18 protein-coding genes are annotated in these 17,192 nt (G+C 57.7%); 6 read left to right on the forward strand and 12 right to left on the reverse strand.

Features of this window, described 5'->3' with window-relative positions; all coding sequences use genetic code 11:
- Positions 1 to 96 precede the first annotated feature (96 nt).
- From QRN55_RS11505 to QRN55_RS11515, 3 genes are read right to left on the reverse strand one after another with little or no spacing between them, the layout of a single operon-like run.
- Positions 97 to 1,581 (reverse strand): protein adenylyltransferase SelO, encoded by a 1,485-nt coding sequence (locus tag QRN55_RS11505; protein WP_350225186.1) that lies wholly within the window; start codon positions 1,579 to 1,581, stop codon positions 97 to 99.
- Positions 1,582 to 1,630: 49 nt separating this feature from the next.
- On the reverse strand, positions 1,631 to 2,233 hold the full coding sequence (locus QRN55_RS11510; protein WP_284776794.1) for a YcxB family protein: 603 nt from the start codon (positions 2,231 to 2,233) through the stop codon (positions 1,631 to 1,633).
- Positions 2,234 to 2,235: 2 nt separating this feature from the next.
- Complete coding sequence (locus QRN55_RS11515) at positions 2,236 to 2,637, reverse strand: hypothetical protein (protein WP_284776795.1); 402 nt, start codon at positions 2,635 to 2,637, stop codon at positions 2,236 to 2,238.
- A gap of 666 nt (positions 2,638 to 3,303) precedes the next feature.
- Here QRN55_RS11515 and QRN55_RS11520 point away from each other — a divergent pair.
- The gene (locus QRN55_RS11520) at positions 3,304 to 5,019 is read left to right on the forward strand and encodes a GH32 C-terminal domain-containing protein (protein ID WP_284776796.1); all 1,716 of its coding nucleotides are present in this window, start codon (positions 3,304 to 3,306) and stop codon (positions 5,017 to 5,019) included.
- A 66-nt stretch (positions 5,020 to 5,085) separates the two neighbouring features.
- Positions 5,086 to 5,256 (forward strand): hypothetical protein, encoded by a 171-nt coding sequence (locus QRN55_RS11525; protein WP_164470675.1) that lies wholly within the window; start codon positions 5,086 to 5,088, stop codon positions 5,254 to 5,256.
- Here the strand turns inward: QRN55_RS11525 and QRN55_RS11530 are convergent.
- Complete coding sequence (locus QRN55_RS11530; RefSeq protein ID WP_502871322.1) at positions 5,251 to 6,645, reverse strand: MFS transporter; 1,395 nt, start codon at positions 6,643 to 6,645, stop codon at positions 5,251 to 5,253. The two genes, QRN55_RS11525 and QRN55_RS11530, sit on opposite strands and share 6 nt — an antisense overlap.
- Positions 6,646 to 6,805: 160 nt before the next feature.
- On the opposite strand from QRN55_RS11530, the gene QRN55_RS11535 reads away from it, so the two are divergent.
- Positions 6,806 to 7,054 (forward strand): hypothetical protein, encoded by a 249-nt coding sequence (locus tag QRN55_RS11535; protein ID WP_284776797.1) that lies wholly within the window; start codon positions 6,806 to 6,808, stop codon positions 7,052 to 7,054.
- Between the two features lie 39 nt (positions 7,055 to 7,093).
- Here the strand turns inward: QRN55_RS11535 and QRN55_RS11540 are convergent, their stop codons facing one another.
- The 5 genes from QRN55_RS11540 to QRN55_RS11560 form a co-directional block, all read right to left on the reverse strand.
- Positions 7,094 to 7,459 (reverse strand): type II toxin-antitoxin system RelE/ParE family toxin, encoded by a 366-nt coding sequence (locus QRN55_RS11540; RefSeq protein WP_284776798.1) that lies wholly within the window; start codon positions 7,457 to 7,459, stop codon positions 7,094 to 7,096.
- Positions 7,449 to 7,718, reverse strand: coding sequence for a ribbon-helix-helix domain-containing protein (locus QRN55_RS11545; RefSeq protein WP_111839771.1), 270 nt, complete (start codon positions 7,716 to 7,718; stop codon positions 7,449 to 7,451). Before QRN55_RS11545 ends, QRN55_RS11540 begins: the two co-directional genes overlap by 11 nt.
- 65 nt (positions 7,719 to 7,783) lie before the next feature.
- Positions 7,784 to 7,984: a heavy-metal-associated domain-containing protein gene (locus QRN55_RS11550; RefSeq protein WP_111839768.1), complete on the reverse strand. Its 201-nt coding sequence runs from the start codon at positions 7,982 to 7,984 to the stop codon at positions 7,784 to 7,786.
- A gap of 27 nt (positions 7,985 to 8,011) precedes the next feature.
- On the reverse strand, positions 8,012 to 8,422 hold the full coding sequence (gene cueR, locus QRN55_RS11555; protein ID WP_233136149.1) for a Cu(I)-responsive transcriptional regulator: 411 nt from the start codon (positions 8,420 to 8,422) through the stop codon (positions 8,012 to 8,014).
- Complete coding sequence (locus tag QRN55_RS11560; protein ID WP_284776799.1) at positions 8,419 to 10,920, reverse strand: heavy metal translocating P-type ATPase; 2,502 nt, start codon at positions 10,918 to 10,920, stop codon at positions 8,419 to 8,421. Before QRN55_RS11560 ends, cueR begins: the two co-directional genes overlap by 4 nt.
- Before the next feature lie 143 nt (positions 10,921 to 11,063).
- Here QRN55_RS11560 and QRN55_RS11565 point away from each other — a divergent pair, with 143 nt between their 5' ends.
- Positions 11,064 to 11,810, forward strand: coding sequence for a hypothetical protein (locus tag QRN55_RS11565; protein WP_284776800.1), 747 nt, complete (start codon positions 11,064 to 11,066; stop codon positions 11,808 to 11,810).
- 7 nt (positions 11,811 to 11,817) lie between these two features.
- Here the strand turns inward: QRN55_RS11565 and blaOXA are convergent, their stop codons facing one another.
- Both blaOXA and QRN55_RS11575 read right to left on the reverse strand, forming a co-directional pair.
- Entirely contained in the window at positions 11,818 to 12,636 is an 819-nt protein-coding gene (gene blaOXA, locus QRN55_RS11570) for a class D beta-lactamase (protein WP_284776801.1), read from the reverse strand.
- 247 nt (positions 12,637 to 12,883) lie between these two features.
- Positions 12,884 to 13,360: a YcgN family cysteine cluster protein gene (locus tag QRN55_RS11575; RefSeq protein WP_284776802.1), complete on the reverse strand. Its 477-nt coding sequence runs from the start codon at positions 13,358 to 13,360 to the stop codon at positions 12,884 to 12,886.
- Positions 13,361 to 13,546: 186 nt separating this feature from the next.
- On the opposite strand from QRN55_RS11575, the gene QRN55_RS11580 reads away from it, so the two are divergent.
- Positions 13,547 to 15,727, forward strand: coding sequence for a transglycosylase domain-containing protein (locus tag QRN55_RS11580; RefSeq protein ID WP_284776803.1), 2,181 nt, complete (start codon positions 13,547 to 13,549; stop codon positions 15,725 to 15,727).
- A gap of 182 nt (positions 15,728 to 15,909) precedes the next feature.
- Positions 15,910 to 16,545, forward strand: a complete 636-nt coding sequence (locus tag QRN55_RS11585) for a hypothetical protein (RefSeq protein ID WP_284776804.1) — start codon at positions 15,910 to 15,912, stop codon at positions 16,543 to 16,545.
- A gap of 314 nt (positions 16,546 to 16,859) precedes the next feature.
- On the opposite strand, the gene QRN55_RS11590 is transcribed toward QRN55_RS11585, so the two are convergent.
- On the reverse strand, positions 16,860 to 17,156 hold the full coding sequence (locus tag QRN55_RS11590) for a hypothetical protein (RefSeq protein ID WP_111839756.1): 297 nt from the start codon (positions 17,154 to 17,156) through the stop codon (positions 16,860 to 16,862).
- Between the last annotated feature and the right edge of the window lie 36 nt (positions 17,157 to 17,192).

The following is a 17,192-nucleotide window of genomic DNA, read 5'->3' on the forward strand; positions in this document are numbered from 1 at the left end:
GAGAGCTAACCACGAGTCGATCTCCCCACCTGAGGGGGAGATGTCCGGCAGGACAGAGGGGGGTAAGCCCCACCCATTGCCCTCACGACTGAACCCTCACGTCCCACAAAACGTCCGAAACACCCGCTCGTGCCCCATCGGTGCCTGCATATACACGCTGAACTCCGGCACCTCCTCATAAGGCCGCGCCGTTGCCCGAACCATCGCATGAAACGGCTCGAAATCACCATCCTCCACCGCCGCCGCAATCACTTCCTCAATGCGGTGGTTGCGGGGAATGACCGCCGGGTTCACCGCCCGCATCGCCTGCGCCCGGTCGTGCTCCGTCGCACTCTCTCGCCATGTCCGCTGCCGCCAGCGGGCCAGCCATTCATCCGCACCGGCCAGATCGGTAAACATGCCGCGAAACGCCTCCGGGCTGCCATCCGCCGCATCGCAAAGCCTGCGGAATGTCAGCGTAAAATCCACCTCGTTTCGCTGCATCAGCGCCAGCAAATCCTGCACCAGTTGCTCGTCGGCATCGTCCTGCGTCGTCAGTCCCAGCTTCTCGCGCATGCCGGAAAGCCAGCGTTTGGGGAAATCACTGGCAAATTCCGCCAGCACGCCATTGGCCAGTTCAACGGCCTTTTCAGCATCCTCATCCAGCAACGGCAACAGGCACTCCGCCAGCCGTGCAATGTTCCACTGGGCGATGCCCGGCTGGCTGTTATAGGCGTAGCGCCCCTGCGCATCGATGGAGGAAAACACCTTGTTAGGATTATATTCATCCATGAAGGCACAAGGCCCGAAATCGATCGTCTCGCCTGATATAGCCACGTTGTCGGTATTCATTACGCCGTGGATGAACCCCACCATCAGCCAGCGACACACCAGCGAGCGCTGGCGCTCCGCAATCGCTTGCAGCAAAGCAAAATAAGGCTTCTCCGCGCTTTTGACATCGGGATAGTGCCGCTCGATCACATAATCAGCCAGCGCCTTGATCGCTTCATTGTCTTCACGCACCGCGAAAAACTGAAACGTCCCGACCCTGATGTGGCTCGCCGCCACCCGAGTTACCACGCCACCCGGCAGACCTGTTTCCCGCTGCACGCGCTCGCCGGTCGCCACCGCCGCCAGCGCCCGCGTGGCCGGAACGCCGAGGGCATGCATCGCCTCAGACACGATATATTCCCGCAACACCGGCCCCAACGCCGCCCGTCCGTCGCCTCGCCTTGAAAACTTCGTCGGCCCGGCACCCTTCAGCTGAATATCGCGCCGTTTTCCATTGATATCAACGACTTCACCCAGCAGAATGGCCCGGCCATCCCCCAGCTGCGGCACGAAATTGCCGAACTGATGCCCTGCATAGGCCATAGCCAGCGGCTCCGCGCCCTGCGGCACGACATTGCCCGAAAAGATCGCCGCCAGACGCGCCTCATCGACACCTTCAAGCTCCAGGCCCAGCTCGTCAGCCAGCGGTCGGTTGAACGCGATCAACACCGGCGCCGCCACCGGCGTCGGCAACGCCGCAGCCGTAAACTTCTCCGGCAAGCGCGCATAGGAATTGTCAAAATGGATCACGGGTACTCTCCCTGTTTCCATCTATATGGGCGGGTTTAGCCAAATATTCCAGCAGCAGACGCCGAGGCCCTCATTTCACATCGCCCATCTTCACGTCGATAATGCGCAACCCTTCGTGCCTGACGAACGGGGCGGAGGGTTTGAGATGCGCGCGAACAAGGCGTACCCCCTCGGCATAATCGGCATCGGATGCAAAACCCCGGCGCGGCAGGATCAACGCTTCGCGTTTGGACAAGGCCAGAAAGAGATGCGTCCTGGTTTGTATCGCCTTGACGATACCACTCCAGGAAATGTCACTGTTGATATCCGCAGAACGAGCCCTGACGCCATCCCTCGACAGCGTAACGACGATGTCCTGGTTGGCCGCCGCCCTTGTTTTGAACACCATCGCCGCCATCAGACCGGCAAGATGACCGCTGAAAACGGTCAATAAAAGCGGCAGAAACCAGATGGGCCAGTAACGGAAATAGAATTCGGCATACCATGTCGGCACCCCCTCCTTGACCGGCCAAAACCATGCCATGACGAAGAGATTTCCAGCAATAATCAGTGACAAGACGACTTTCAACGCAGTCTGCCAGAAGGGTCTGCGGATCAATGCTCGGGTGACCGCAATGAAGTCAGACCGCATACAAACATAGCGTATGTCCAGAACTCGCTCCTTGGTGTCCACGGCTAAATTTCCTCTTTGCCCAGAGCCTGCCATTGCCCGTGAACGAGGCGGCTCGCATAGGGCGGCGCGGCTTCTCCACCGCCGATGTAGATGTAGAGAAACAGCTCCATCACCCTGTCGAACAAAGTCTTCGGCATCATGAGTTCTGGCTCACCGTCCTTAATTTCCGTCTCCCCTCTGTCCGCTTCAATCAGGAGATTGACCGCCGCCTGCGCTTGTCTTTCCGGCACGAAAACACCGGCACCGCCAACGGCGTTTGTGTAATGCTGGAAATTGTTGATGACGTGAACCGGCTTCGCCACAACGACAATGCCATATGCTTCGAGATAAGATGTGGTCACTGCAAAATCGGAAGCGGTGAAAATGGTTGCCACGCGAAAGATACGGTCCGAATATTCGGCCATCAGCTACCCTTATAAAAAACAATCGCCGCACAGACAAAATTGAAGAACATGGCCAAGAAATTAACAAATACAACCAAAGGTCAATATCTAAATTAAATTCGAAGGAAGATCGGTAAATAAAGATGTGCGTCGAATGACGACCGCGAAAACAGGCCAAAGACGGTGTTCATGAAAGGCCGGAGCACAATTACGTAGGTTAGTGCCTGGAAACCCCGCGTTTCAAACATCTACCTGATCTGCCGCGCCACCCAGCCTCGGCCTACACAGCACTGCGTATTTCCGCAGATTATGTTAAACCAAAGCGAGCAATATTCGGAATATGTGTGACCGATGAATCGTCGTGAATCAATGATTTTTGCGGGGTTTATGGCCTTGGCTGCAGTCGGCTTTCTTATAGCGGCCCCAATATCACATTCCGATGCCGAACCGGCATTGTCTGGACAACTCTTTCTTATCGGTATGTTTTTGATTTTCGCGACCGTGAGCGCCTTGTTTCATATTCTGCTAGCGCCGCTATTTCCGAAGATATCTGTGAAAACGTCTCTTTGGCTGCTTGTTATCGCCTTATGCATATCCTTCCTTACGGACTGGATACGGCAGGCTTGAACTTTAACCTGCCACTTTCGTTGCTATCCTGTCACCGCATATTGATGAAAGGATATTGGAATGAACGATAAAGCTTTGCCCGTAGAGATCGAGAGCGCCGTTCGCACCATACAAACCGATCTTCCGGTCAATGCCACGTTCCACGTCTGGCTGAAGGCGAAAAAGGCGGATGAGCCGGGTTCGGTGTCCTTTTCCAATCATAATGGCAAGTTCGGCGAGGTCTCCACCACCAATGTCGATGAGTATAATTTCCGTATTTATCAAGTGTTTGGCGGCGGGCGGGTCGAGCTGAGCTATGATACGGTGACCACTGCGGTCTCCGTCATGTACTGGTTCATCGCCTCCGATGTTCTGGAAACCGGCATTACCGTCGTCCATACTAAGCCGGATAATGCCGCACCCGATCTGCCGGATAGCTACCACTTTCGCCCACCCTTCGGCTGGATGAACGACCCCAACGGCTTTGGCCGTTTCGAGGGGCGCCCGCATCTGTTTTATCAGCATTATTCCCACGGCCTTCGCTGGAACACCATGCATTGGGGCCACGCGGTTTCCTCGGATTACCTGCGCTGGCGGCATTTGCCCATCTTCCTCTTCCCTTCCGAAGACCTGACGACGCGTCCAGACAAGCGCGGCGGGGCCTATTCCGGCTCCACCATTCCGCTGGTAGAAGGCACCGGCATTCGGGTGTTCTTTACCGAGCAGGTGCAGGACCGCGTGCCGGAACAGCAGATACAGCTGACTGCCACATCGTCCGATCTCATTATGGCGGGACAGGCAGATGTCATTCTCGGCCATCGCCCGGATGGGCAGGGGCTGACCCCGGATTTCCGCGATCCCTATGTCGTGCGCGGACCGGATGGCCTGTGGAAAATGCTGCTGGGCAGCCAGAGCGATGGCGGCGGCGTCATTCTTCTCTATGAAACGCAGGACCCGACCGCCGCATCCGGCTGGACCTATGTCGGCAAGTTGTGGGTGGAAACGCGCTACAAGACCACGGCGATAGAATGCCCTTGCCTGCTGCCGCTGGATGGCCCTGCCAATGCCCGCTCCACCCGTTGGGTGCTGACCTATGGCCTCATGCATTCCGAAGATGCCGCCACGGGCCGCAAGAACCTGACCATGGCAGATGTCGGCTGGTTCGATGGCAAGACGTTCGTCAAGGAATTCGGTCAGGAGCTGGATTTCGGCACGGATAATTACGCGTTTCAGGCCTTTCTGGATGGGGACACCATTGTCGGCATCGGCTGGCTGGCCAACTGGGCGGATGCCACGCCGGAAATCGATTTTCCCACAGCCATGACCCTGCCGCGCCGCCTGCATTTCTCCCACGGCGCACTGCTGACACCGCCCATCGGTGCGGCGGAAAGCCTGCGTCACCGCATTCTGGACCGCACACGGCTGGCAGCAGGAGAGCGCGTGGAGTTTCCGACAGGCGCCGTCGAATTGCTGTTCGAACTCACCACACCCGGCCTGCCCTTCGAGCTGGAACTGGACCACCCCGACGTCAAACTGGGCGTTGTCTGCGATGAAACGGGCCTGTGGATTCGCCACGAAGATGGCCGCGAAGGCCTCTCGCCGCGTTATATCGCCGAGGGTGCACGCCCGTTCCGCCTGCGGATTTTCCTGGATTACGGCGCCGTCGAAGTGTTCGCGGACCATGGGCGCTATGTCGGCACCAAGCGCATCGACAGCTTCGAGCCGGTGCGGGCCGCCCACCTGAAAAGCATCGATGGAGCAGTGGCCCATGCCACGATCTGGGCGCTAAAACAATAAGTGCGTAGGAACATTCCTGGGCCCACATCGTTCTCTGGGTAACCAGAATATCCAGAGGAGAGCCGCGTGACCAAGATTCAGGAAACCGATCCTATTCTATTTCCTTCCGAGGCCAACGAGAACAAGGGCGAGAAGAAACGCGCCGGTCGAGGCATCATCCTCATCATTGCTGGCGTCGGCATCATGGCTTTCGTCATTTATCTGGCGATGATCGTGTTCGCCACCACACAGTCATAAGGGTGAAGGCGCAGCACCCTTCGTGACGCGCCGACCGATCCAGATGGCGGCAACCGAAACCGCAGCCGCCACTCCATAGATTGAAGATAGCGATGGCGATAAATCGCCGCGCTCAAGAGCGGGAACGAGAGCTGTGGCGGCAGCGATCGTCCCGCTCGCCCCTGCCCCGGCAGCAGCGCCCAGAGTAGCGACGGTTGGCAGCAGTGCTCCCGTCATCTTGCGTTCGTGCTCCGGCGCTGCCTCCATGGCATTCTGGTTGATTCCGGCCCAACACATGCCGAATGTCGAGCCAATCAGGGCCTGTCCCGCCAGCATGTCCAACCAGCTTCCCGTCAGCAGACCGTAGCCCAACAGCACGCAACCCGGCGCCATCTGCCACGGGCCGTAATGCACACACGCATCGCGAAGCCGCTGCGATCGCAAGCTGCCGACAATCACCGCCACCGTGCTCCAAGCCAATGGCATGGCCACCACGATGAACCCAGCAAATGTCGGCTCATACCCCCACCGCCCGATGGCGATGAGCGCCAGATATACGCTGGTCAGCGCCTGCGCATAGGACATCAGAAACAGCATCCAGAAACCGTTTCCCACCACCGTGCCGGGCCGAAATGCGTCCTTGGGAAACAGTCCGGCGTCGGGCCGCACGCCCATTTTCAGTGACGTGAACAGCAATGCCGCGCCAAGCAGCAGGCTGGCAATGCGCATCTCCAACCCTTCGAACGCCGCGGGGGCTGACAGGGCAAGCGCACCCGTCAGGCACAGCACCAGCGGCCATGTCGCCTTGCGCTGCGACACGGCGAGCTTTTCCGGCGAAACCGACACCCAGGTATAGACGACCAGCAACAGAATGAGCGGTATAGGCAACAGATAGGTCGCCCGCCAGGACACATGTTCGGTGGCAAGCCCGCCCAGAAGCGGACCCGCCACGGATGCAGCCGCCCACACGCCAGCCTCCACTGCAAAGACCTTCGGCAGCAGATCGGACCGGAAGCCCGCGGGGATCAGGCTGTAACAAACGGCAACAATCAACCCATCGGCAATGCCCTGCAAACCGCGCCCCACGATCAGAATGGGAAAATTGGTAGCCCCAGCACAGATCACCATGCCCAAAGAAAAGAACAGCGCCGAGACCACCAGCGCCGCCCGTGCGCCAACCCGTTCGCGCAGAAGAATCGCCGTCACACCGCCCGCGACGGACCCGACGAAATAGATGCTGTAGGCCCAGCTATAAATCAGCGCGCCGCCAATATCCGCCACCGCCACCGGCAAAGCCGCGACAATGGCGAACTGGTTGAAGGCATGAAGCCCGATGCCCGCCGAAATCGCCAACAGCAGCGCCAGATTGCGGCCCCGTAACAATGCCGCCCAACTGCTGTCTTCCATCACATTTACCACTGCCGTCTCCATGCCAATTCAAAGGTCGGCAGGGAAAATAGGTCCTCAACCATGGTTGAGGTCAAGACTTTGTTTTGATGCACAGCCGGAACTCTGCGCGCCTCATTCAGTTTAACTCACGACAAGAACAAAAACCCTAAGGGAGGCCCCCATGGACCCGCGCAAGCCACTGACAGAAAACGAAGACGCCCTCGATCAGGACATCGTAGATCTCGAGGTAGACGATCTGCCCGAAGACGGCGAACTCTCCCAGCAGATCGAGCAGGAACTGCGGGACGAAGAGGCCGAAACGGATGACGATCCCTATCAGGAAAGCGACGACGCTCTGCCTGATGACGATGAGGAACAGGTCTTGGATCGCAATCCATCCATGGAAGGCGGGAAGTTCGACGAGGTTTGATTGTCGAAAATTTCAATTGCGAAAAGGGTGATCTCCGGGTCACCCTTTTTCGTTTATGTCGTGTGTTAAAAACCGCTTCAGAATATGTCTTTGATGATCTTGAGAGCCAAAGAACACAGCAAGGAGTTTGACTTGCTGACGATCTTCCAAGACCTCGAAGTAAAATATGGCTCTGTTTTTCGTGACGTTGCGCAGGCCGGGCAAAAGATGAGGCGATAAGGTCCCTTGAAACGGTGCTTGCCCCAAAAGCTCGATGTCTTTGTTGATCGATCTGATCCTAACGCTCGCCCGCTCAAAAGCTTCTGTTAATTCGTCGCCAAAAGCCAGATAAGACTCTACGAGATGATCAAAGAGCAGCGCGAGATCACGCTCGACATCGTCAGAGCGAACAATCTCATAGGCCATAAGCGATCTTTTTCGCGGCAATCATCGCCTCGGTACGTTTTTCCCCTTCTTCCTGAGATATAAATTGACCTTTGCTGCGCTCTCGCAGCAGCGCTTTAAGAGCGGCCAATTCGGCGTCATGCAACTCTGTCTCCTGACGCAGAAGCTCTATTCCGCGTTGAACCACGGCACTGAGGCTAGAGAACCTGCCGTCTTCAACAAGTTGGCGTGCAAAGCTATCCTGTTGATCTGAAATGGAAACCGACGCTTTCACGGACATCGCAACTCTCTCATCGAAAGAATAATGCTACTCAGTAGCATATTCGTTGTTCTTTTTCCAGTGTATCATCCCGCCCGTTCCGGGCTATACCCCACCTCTCGTATCGCCTCCTCAGCCATCGCAGCATCACCACTCACCGTCACACGATGTGTGGGCAGATCGATGCCGATATCTGCGCCGGGAAGCGCCTCTGCCAGCGCGCCGCGAATGGCTTTTTCGCAGTGGCCGCAGGTCATGTCAGGAACGGTGAACGTGGTGGTTTCCATTGGTGGTATCCTCTGTATCGTTGCGACTTAGGTCTGCGGAGCGGCAGTGTCGATGCCTGCCAGATCGTCCAGAATGGGGCAATCGGGCCGGTGGTCGCCGCCGCAGCAGTGGGCGAGATGGGAGAGCGTTTTGACCATGGCTTTCATCTCGGCAATCTTGCGCTCGAGATCGTTGATATGGGCAAGGGCTATGTCCTTCACGGCTGAGCTTTCGCGGGTCTTGTCCTGCCAGAGTTTCAGCAGCGTTTCCGTTTCTTCCAGCGAAAAGCCCAGCGTGCGGGAGCGCTTGATGAAGCGCAGATTGTGCACATCCTGCTCGCCATAGGTTCGGTAATTGTTGCCCGTGCGGGCGGCGGGCGTGATGAGGCCGATCTGTTCGTAATAGCGGATCATCTTGGCCGAAACGCCTGAGACCTGCGATGCCTGACCGATGTTCATAGCGATACCCCCGCTGTTTTCAATCTTAAGGCGTTGCCCAGCACGAAGACCGAGGACAGCGCCATGGCGCCCGCGCCAATCATCGGCGACAACATGATGCCGAAGCCGGGATAAAGCGCACCCGCCGCCACGGGAATGAGCGCGACGTTGTACCCGAAGGCCCAGAACAGGTTCTGGCGGATGTTGCGCATGGTGGCGCGGCTCATCTCGATGGCGTGGACGACACCCATCAGGTCACCACCCACCAGCACCACATCGGCGCTTTCGATTGCGACATCCGTGCCGGTGCCGATGGCAATGCCGATATCGGCCTCAGCCAGCGCCGGTGCGTCATTGATGCCGTCTCCCACGAAAGCCAGCGTCTTGCCGCCCCGTTTCAGGTCCTTGATCGCCTGCACCTTTCCGTCCGGCAGCACCTCGGCCACCACCTTTTCTATGCCAACTTGGGTGGCGATAGCGTTGGCCGTGCGGGCATTGTCACCCGTCACCATCGCAACCTCGATGCCCATGGATTTCAAGGCTTTGATGGCGTTTATACTGGATGGTTTCAACGGGTCTGCCACCGCGATGATAGCCGCCAGTTGCCCATCGATGGTTGCATAGAGCGGTGTCTTGCCTTCCTCGCCCAGCTTTTGTGCGGTGTCCGCAAAAGCTGCGATTGAGAGGCCAAGCTTTTCCATGAACCGGTCTGCGCCAACATCAACCTTACGACCGTCGACGGTGGCGGAGATGCCGAAGCCGGTGATGCTTTGGAAATTAGTGATGGTGGGCTGTTCGAGTCCTGCAGGGGTCGCAACGTCTTCCACCCTCGCCGCCCGCACAATCGCCTCGGCAATCGGATGCTCGGACCGGCTCTCAACCGCCGCCACCAGCCTCAAAACCTCGCGGCGCTCAAACCCATCCGCCACCACCAGATCGGTCAGTTCCGGCTTGCCTTTCGTTACCGTCCCCGTCTTGTCCACCACCAGGATCCCCGCAGACCGCAGCGCCTGCAAGGCGGCGCCCTTGCGGAAGAGAACGCCCAGTTCCGCAGCACGCCCTGTGCCAACCATGATCGATGTCGGGGTCGCCAAGCCCATAGCGCATGGGCAGGCGATAATCAGCACGGCCACGGCATTGATCAGCGCGTAGGTATAGGCGGGCTGCGGACCTAAGATTGCCCAGGCGATAAAGGTCAGCACCGCAACCCCGATGACCACAGGCACGAACAGCGCCGTGACGCGGTCCACCAGCAATTGGATGGGCAGCTTTGCGCCTTGCGCCTGCTCCACCAGCGCGATGATCTGCGCCAGCATCGTATCGCCACCGACCTTGGTTGCGCGGAATTTCAGCGTGCCATTGCCGTTGATGGTGCCGCCGACCACATGCGCACCGATGCTCTTTTCCACCGGCACCGGCTCGCCCGAAATCATCGATTCATCGATATAAGATGCCCCCTCCACCACCTCGCCATCCACGGCCAGACGCTCGCCCGGGCGGATGACGACGATATCGCCAACGGTAACCTCGTCCGTTGGAATATCAATGGCTTGACCGCCCCGCTCCACCCGCGCCGTCTTGGCCTGAAGGCCCGCTAGCTTGCGAATGGCATCGCCCGTCTTGCCGCTGGCCCGCGTCTCCAGCAACCGCCCGATGAGGATCAGCGTGACGATGACGGTGGCGGCCTCAAAATAGACATGCCGGGCACTTTCCGGCAGCAGGCCGGGCGCGAATGTGGTGACCAGCGAATAGAGATAAGCAGCACTCACCCCCAGCGCCACCAGCGAATTCATCTCCGGTGCGCCATGTAGTAGGGCCGGAAAGCCGGACTTCAGGAAGCGCCAGCCCGGTCCGAAAATCACCACTGTCGCTAGCGCGAAATAGACATAATATAGCGTCTGCGTCTCGATGACGCCCATCAGCCAATGGTGCATCGGCGCATAAAGATGCCCGCCCATTTCCAGCATAAAGAGCGGCGCTGTGAAGATGGCCGCCAGAATGACATCCCGTTTCAGCGTCGCCTCGTCACTAACATGGTACATATGCTCATGGCCTGCGTGATCTTGACCAGCAGCACCTGGAACCTTCAACGCAAACCCGGCAAGCCGCGCCGTTTCCACCAGCACCTCGCGCTGCCGCGCACCGCCCATGCTTGCGATGGTCACAGCACCGCTGTGCGCATCCACCTCCACGCTAACGGTGGTCGGCGCTGCCTCCAGCACGCTGATCAATCGCGCAACATCATCCGCACCCTTCAAGCCATGCGCCATCAGCGTCATCGTTTGAGGCGCGACCTCATACCCGATCTTCCTCACCGCTGCTGCCAGCGTCTTCGCCGAAAACCCGTCCCCCGGTTCCACCGTCAGCTTCTTCGTCGCAAAATTCACCGAACTCGCCGCCACCCCCGGCACCTTGCCCGCCGCCACCTCAACGCGCCGCACGCAGGACGCACAGGTCATGCCCTCCACGGACACGGAAATCGGCTCTGCCGGGATGGTGGTCTTGACTGTCTCGTTCATGGGATTTCCCCTTTCGAGACTTCATGTAATGCTTCCCATGATGGGAAGGTCAAGGGATGTGATTGTATTTATCACCATCCCGTCTAAAACTGTCTAACGATATGGATGACCATCATTTTTCAAATGCGAGATTGGAAACAGCGATGCGATTTTTAACGATGATATTTCTTCTGACAGTCGCCATGATGAACCAAGCCTATGCCAACTGGATACAGTTCGGCGATCAGTCCCTGCCCTGCTCCAGCGAATACGATGTCGTCCAGGCCAAGAACCTCTACACCGCAACGGTGCTGGACAATGGAACGGGTAAGCTCCATTTCGTCAAAAATCCCGCGACCGACAAACAATGCGCAAGTGACGGGACCAAATGCGAAGAGGATGCCTACCTCATCCCCGGCGACAGGGTGATCGTGTCCTCTGGAACGGACGAACTGTCTTGCGTTCTGTATATTTCCGCCAAGGGAAACAGCAAAATGGGCCTTCTGCCAGCGCGTTGCCTCGATTTCGAAACCAACGTCTTCGCCAAGTTCGAAACACAGGAAATGCAGGGTTCATGGAAGACCGGAAATTCCACCATCACGATATCGGGTGGAGAGAACAGCAGCTTCGTGATGATTGAGGGGGACGCTGGCAACGGGCCGCCCTCCTACCACACAGGGTCGATTATGGGACCGGCGTTTCTTCAGCCGGAAGGCATGTTGGCCGGGTATCAGGATAATCATTATGATGGCACGGAGCCAGCCATGGGCACGCCTGAACCTGATGACGGTTGTCGTGTCCGTCTTCGTTCCCTAACCCACTTCATGGTCGTGGAAGACAATGACAGATGTGGCGGGCAAGGCGTCAGCTTTTCCGGCGTTTACGTCAAACGGCCTGAAGCCGGAAAGTGACCTTGCCCTATCGGTGCACCGAAAACCGTGGGATATCCCTCAAGAACTCGTCACGCACCACCTCTCCCATCGGCTTGTCCGACGGTTTATCGGCCACGCGGAAGCGGACGAAGACGATGTGCTGGCCTTCGCGTTCGGCCCAGCCGACGAACCAGCCGAAGGGGCGGTTGGGGTCTGGTTGGCCGTCGTCGCCCTTGAGGTTGCCAGTGCCGGTCGTGCCGTGGGCGCTCCAGGCTTCGGCGCCATCGAAGACGGGGATGATGGCCTTGGTCTTGTTCTGGGCATCGCGGGAAAATGGCAGATTGTTGGCCAGCAGGCGGCGCATGAAGCCGATCTGTTCGACCGGGGAAATGGCAAGAGACGTGCCGACCCAGGCGTCCGTCAGGCCGTTGTTCTTGCCTGCCTCTCCCGCCACATCGGCATTGCCGAAGCCCAGACGTTTGACGTAACTGGCGAATTTCTCCGGCCCAAGGCGGCTGGTGATTTCGCGGGAGTACCAGCGGATCGACTCTTTCTGCCAGGTGGACGGATCGACCGTCTTGCGCTCCTGCGGCTCTGCCTCCATGCCCTTCTGCCACTCCCAGACGGGATTGAATTCATCGAGCAGAATGCCGGAATCATAGCCGATAAGCGCCAGCGGCACCTTGAACGTGGCACCGGGAGAAACCCGCTTGTCGCAGGTGCCCTGCTGGGTGATGACCGCGCCGGTTTCCACCGATGTTACGAAGGTGCATTCATAAGGCTGGGTGGCGGCATAGGCCCAAACGGGTGACAAACCGAAAGCGGTCAGGCACAGAGCTTTAAGAACGGCGCAGCGGGGCAGCATGCATTTTCCTTGAATGTCCGGTCGTCATCGCCGGTAACGGGCGTGTGTCAAAGGTATGGGGAGATATTAGGATGCAGATGGGGCAGGAATAGGACGAGCCCATATCCCCCTCATTCCTGTCCTTGTGACAGGAATCCAGTCGTCGCGCGTCTGCGCGGCGGAGAGGGCCTTCTCAGCCCAAGGACTTGGGCTGGCTGGATTCCTGTGACAAGCACAGGAATAAGGGTGGAGTAGATACACGATGATCTTACCGCTGCTGCGCCTCCGGCTGCTCGCCCACCGTCAATGGCCAGTCCACCACGTAGTTCTCGAAATCATCCACCTCCACCTTCAGCTCATTCACCGTGCGGCCACGGGCGGAGATGCCGGCCACATGCACCGTCTCACTATCGCCCGAAACCAGATGGTGCCACCAGTAGAGGTCCTCGCCGTCACGCACCAGCGCATAGGCGCAAGTCGGCGGCAGCCAGCCGATTTCGTTGACGAGCTTGAGGTTCAGCTGGATGCAATCCGGCACCGTAGCGAACCGGTTGGGATAATCCGAGCACTGACAGCTATCACCATCTAGCAACTGGCAGGCAACGGAGGTGAACACCACGTCGCCCGTGTCCCAATCTTCCAGCTTGTTGAGACAGCACAGGCCGCAGCCATCGCACAGGCTTTCCCACTCGCTGTTACTCATTTGCGCCAGCGATTTGGTTTTCCAGAATGGCGCGTCACTCATCGTTAACATTTCCGTTTCATTTTGGGGCGTCGGGCGGCAACATGGCATAGCCCGTTTTGTCATATCGCAATCTTCAGGATTTTAAGATAACTCTAAAATCTGGCGGAGTGGTGGTGAGGGAAATGACCCGCGCAAGGTTGCTGCGTCAAGCATCCGCTCGCCATATCGAACAGGAATTCGTTTTACGTGCAGGAAGATAAAGACAAGAAACAAGCGCGTCGTAAACGCCATATCCTGCTGCGGATCGATTCCTTCATCGATTCCGGCCTGTGGACGGCTGCATCCCGCGTTTTCGATTTCTGGGAAGACGTTACCATCGCATCCCGCAAACTGCACGTGCGCGGGTGGAAGAAATTCCTCATCAACATTGCCGACGATGCGCTGACGGTCGGCACCGCTGGCACCGTGCTGATGCTCGCTCTGGCCCTGCCCGCCTTCGAGGAGACCAAGAAGGACTGGCGCTATCGCGGTGATTTCGCCGTCACATTCCTCGATCGTTACGGCAACACCATCGGCCATCGTGGCATCATCCACGAAGATTCCGTGCCGATCGACCAGATGCCGGACCATTTCATCAAGGCGGTTCTCGCCACCGAAGACCGACGTTTCTTCGAGCATTTCGGCATCGATTTCATCGGCCTTGCCCGCGCCATGAGCGAAAACGCGCGCGCAGGCGGGGTCGTGCAGGGTGGCTCGACGCTGACGCAGCAGCTGGCAAAGAACCTGTTTTTGACCAATGAACGCTCGCTGGAGCGCAAGATCAAGGAAGCCTTTCTGGCGCTGTGGCTGGAAGCCAACATGTCCAAGAAGGAGATCCTCAGCCTGTACCTCGACCGCGCCTATATGGGCGGCGGCACCTTTGGTGCGGCGGCGGCGGCGCAATTCTATTTCGGCAAGAACCTGACGGATGTGACGCTGGCGGAATCCGCAATCCTCGCCGGTCTGTTCAAGGCACCGGCGAAATATGCGCCGCATGTCAATCTTCCCGCGGCGCGTGCCCGTGCCAACACGGTTCTCTCCAACCTCGTGCAGGGTGGATTGATGACCGAAGGTCAGGTCGTCGGCGCACGCCGCAACCCGGCTACCGTCATCGACCGCGAAGACGTGAAGGCACCGGATTATTTCCTCGACTGGGCCTTTGACGAGGTGCAGAAGCTGGCCAAGGACGGCAAGCTCAAGGACCACACCGTCGTGGTGCGCACCACCATAGACAGCGGCCTGCAACAGGCCGCCGAACAGGCGATGGAAGGCAGCCTGCGCGAGTTCGGCGAAGGCTACAAGGTCAAGCAGGGCGCGATGGTGATGATCGAAAATGGCGGCGGCATCCGCGCCATGGTCGGCGGTCGTGACTATGGCGAAAGCCAGTTCAACCGCGCAACAGCAGCTCTTCGCCAGCCGGGATCGTCCTTCAAGGTCTACACCTACTCTGCAGCCATGGAAAAGGGCTACAAACCTGAAACACTGATTTCGGATGCGCCCGTCACATGGCGCGGCTGGTCGCCGCAGAACTATGGCCGCTCCTATGCCGGCAAGGTCACATTGCAGGTGGCGCTGGCCAAATCCTACAACACCGTGCCGGTGCGCCTTGCCAAAGATGTGCTGGGCACGCAGATCATTGCCGATACGGCCAAGGCCATGGGCGTGGCGACGCCGCTGCGCACCGACAAGACCATTCCGCTCGGCACGTCTGAACTGACGGTGCTGGATCAGGCAACCGGCTATGCCGTGTTTCCGGCCAACGGCATGCAATCCCGCCGCCACGGCATCGAGCAGGTGCTGGATTACGAAGGCAAGGTTCTTTACGATTTCGACCGCGACGAACCGCCCGCACACCGGGTGCTGTCGGAAGAAGCCAATTCCAAGATGAACCGCATGCTGGTGACCATTCCCGTGGAAGGCACGGCAAGGCGCGGCGCGTTGGACAATGGCATCGTCTCCGGCGGCAAGACCGGCACGTCGCAATCCTACCGCGATGCATGGTATGTGGGCTTCACCGGCAATTACACGACCGCCGTGTGGTTCGGTAACGACGACTTCACCTCCATGAACAACATGACCGGCGGCGCCCTGCCCGCCATGACGTTCAAGCGCCTCATGGACTATGCCCACCAAGGCATGGAACTGCGCCCCATCCCCGGCATTCAGAACCCGCTGCCATCAGGCTCCCGCCCCAAACCAGTGGCTGGCGCAGAAGTGGCGGCAGCAGACGCCAACGCCCTACCAGCCCTCACCCGCCCCCGCTCTCTTTCCGCAGAGGCAACACGCGTTATCCGCTCGATCGGCAAACAGCTGAAGGAAGCATCTGCGCCTTCGTTGACGGTGCAGAAGGTGGCGGACGTTGGTGGGGATGTGGGCGTGAAGCGGTAGTTTTGCTCCTCTGATAATATCGCATTAGCTGCACCTGAAGAGTGTAAATTCCTTTGGGTTGAAAATTTTTGCCGTTATGATAGCGAGTATTCTGGGCGAAAAGAGGTGGCAGGGCAGCGTTGATATTATCGATATCCAGGTTCTGGCCGGTGCTTTTAAGAGTGCTCAGTGCGATACTTGTCGTGCTGGCACTCATGCTCGGCGAACAGCTCGCCTTTCTCATCCGTCTGCCCCAGCTCGCAATATTAGTCCACGACAAGCATGCCGTGTGGCTGGTGTTTTCCACTTGGCCCACTCATTACAACGGCTTTTACAATCTGGTGATCATTTTTGCGTGGGATCGTGCACGCAATTTCGCGGAAAGCGATCCAAGAACGTCCGATGTTTTGCAACGGCTTAGAAACATAAGCGCCCTAAAAGTTTTGACATGCGGTGGCATTGCGCTGCTGTTAATTCCCGTTTTCGGAGTTTTCAGTGTCATATCGTTCAGAACAGCGTTGACGATCTTCTGCTTGTTTCTCTGTCACGTGATGTTTTTTCGGGCTGAGCGACAGAACATCCCTCGTGTTCTCGTCTTGGTCACGGCTGTTTTGTTTTGGGGTTTTGTTTCAGGCCTTCTTTTAACGGACCACGATAAACGTGTCTTCGCTTGCCAGTCCGAAACATTGCAACTTACTTCTGGCGACGTGCTTCCATGCAGCAGCTTAACTTTGCTGGAGGCAAAGTCACTGTGGCTCGTGGAAGGTCCGACACCGCCGCGACTTCTAGAAAACAGCGACTTTGTAAGCGACGGAATTGTCAAAAGAAAAAAACAGTAGCGTAGATGTATCTAATACAGGGAATGAACGATTGCCGGATTGGACGAAAACGGTTGGTCTGCTGCTCTTATACATGCTTTTGATTGTCGTTATTTTCTGCTTTTTCCTGTTTGGCGCGCAACTCGCCTTTCTCATCCAATTGCCTAACCTCCCGGCCTTGATCCAAGACGGACAATCCGTTTGGCTGGTGTTTTCCACCTGGCCGACAACCCGCTTCGGTTTGTTTTTGGCTATGGCTTACTTCACCAATCAAACTCTGCCTGATCTATCGCAAAAGCCGCTCTCTATTGTCGCGTTCCGTGGAATTTACTGTTCTACAGCGGTGGATTTGAGCGTTGCGCCAGATCACCAAAGATGCCCATCAGCGCGACTGCAAACGCGATGTAAGTCAATTTCGTATTTGAGAACGACTTTAGTTTCGAGGGCTCACGGACCAGTCGAAGCCCGTAATAGATGATCGCATGCACCCCAAAGAAAATGAACAAGGGGCCGACGATGAGAATACTTGACGCCTCGCCCCAAGCACCAGCGCCAGCCAACTGTGCTGCGGACACCGCGTTGAAAATGCCCGAAACAAGCAGAAGTAAAATTAGGCAAATCGTCAGATGCATGGAGAACCCCCTCAACCAAAATTAAAATCATCAACT

Source organism: Agrobacterium sp. lyk4-40-TYG-31, from assembly GCF_030209855.1.
Lineage (GTDB): Bacteria > Pseudomonadota > Alphaproteobacteria > Rhizobiales > Rhizobiaceae > Agrobacterium > Agrobacterium vaccinii.

Excerpts from the sequence above, each read along its gene's own strand:
- QRN55_RS11505 (WP_350225186.1), bottom strand. The coding sequence starts at position 1,581 with ATGGAAACAGGGAGAGTACCCGTGATCCATTTTGACAATTCCTATGCG.
- QRN55_RS11515 (WP_284776795.1), bottom strand. The coding sequence starts at position 2,637 with ATGGCCGAATATTCGGACCGTATCTTTCGCGTGGCAACCATTTTCACC.
- QRN55_RS11520 (WP_284776796.1), top strand. The coding sequence starts at position 3,304 with ATGAACGATAAAGCTTTGCCCGTAGAGATCGAGAGCGCCGTTCGCACC.
- QRN55_RS11535 (WP_284776797.1), top strand. The coding sequence starts at position 6,806 with ATGGACCCGCGCAAGCCACTGACAGAAAACGAAGACGCCCTCGATCAG.
- QRN55_RS11540 (WP_284776798.1), bottom strand. The coding sequence starts at position 7,459 with ATGGCCTATGAGATTGTTCGCTCTGACGATGTCGAGCGTGATCTCGCG.
- QRN55_RS11545 (WP_111839771.1), bottom strand. The coding sequence starts at position 7,718 with ATGTCCGTGAAAGCGTCGGTTTCCATTTCAGATCAACAGGATAGCTTT.
- QRN55_RS11550 (WP_111839768.1), bottom strand. The coding sequence starts at position 7,984 with ATGGAAACCACCACGTTCACCGTTCCTGACATGACCTGCGGCCACTGC.
- cueR (WP_233136149.1), bottom strand. The coding sequence starts at position 8,422 with ATGAACATCGGTCAGGCATCGCAGGTCTCAGGCGTTTCGGCCAAGATG.
- QRN55_RS11560 (WP_284776799.1), bottom strand. The coding sequence starts at position 10,920 with ATGAACGAGACAGTCAAGACCACCATCCCGGCAGAGCCGATTTCCGTG.
- QRN55_RS11565 (WP_284776800.1), top strand. The coding sequence starts at position 11,064 with ATGCGATTTTTAACGATGATATTTCTTCTGACAGTCGCCATGATGAAC.
- blaOXA (WP_284776801.1), bottom strand. The coding sequence starts at position 12,636 with ATGCTGCCCCGCTGCGCCGTTCTTAAAGCTCTGTGCCTGACCGCTTTC.
- QRN55_RS11575 (WP_284776802.1), bottom strand. The coding sequence starts at position 13,360 with ATGAGTGACGCGCCATTCTGGAAAACCAAATCGCTGGCGCAAATGAGT.
- QRN55_RS11590 (WP_111839756.1), bottom strand. The coding sequence starts at position 17,156 with ATGCATCTGACGATTTGCCTAATTTTACTTCTGCTTGTTTCGGGCATT.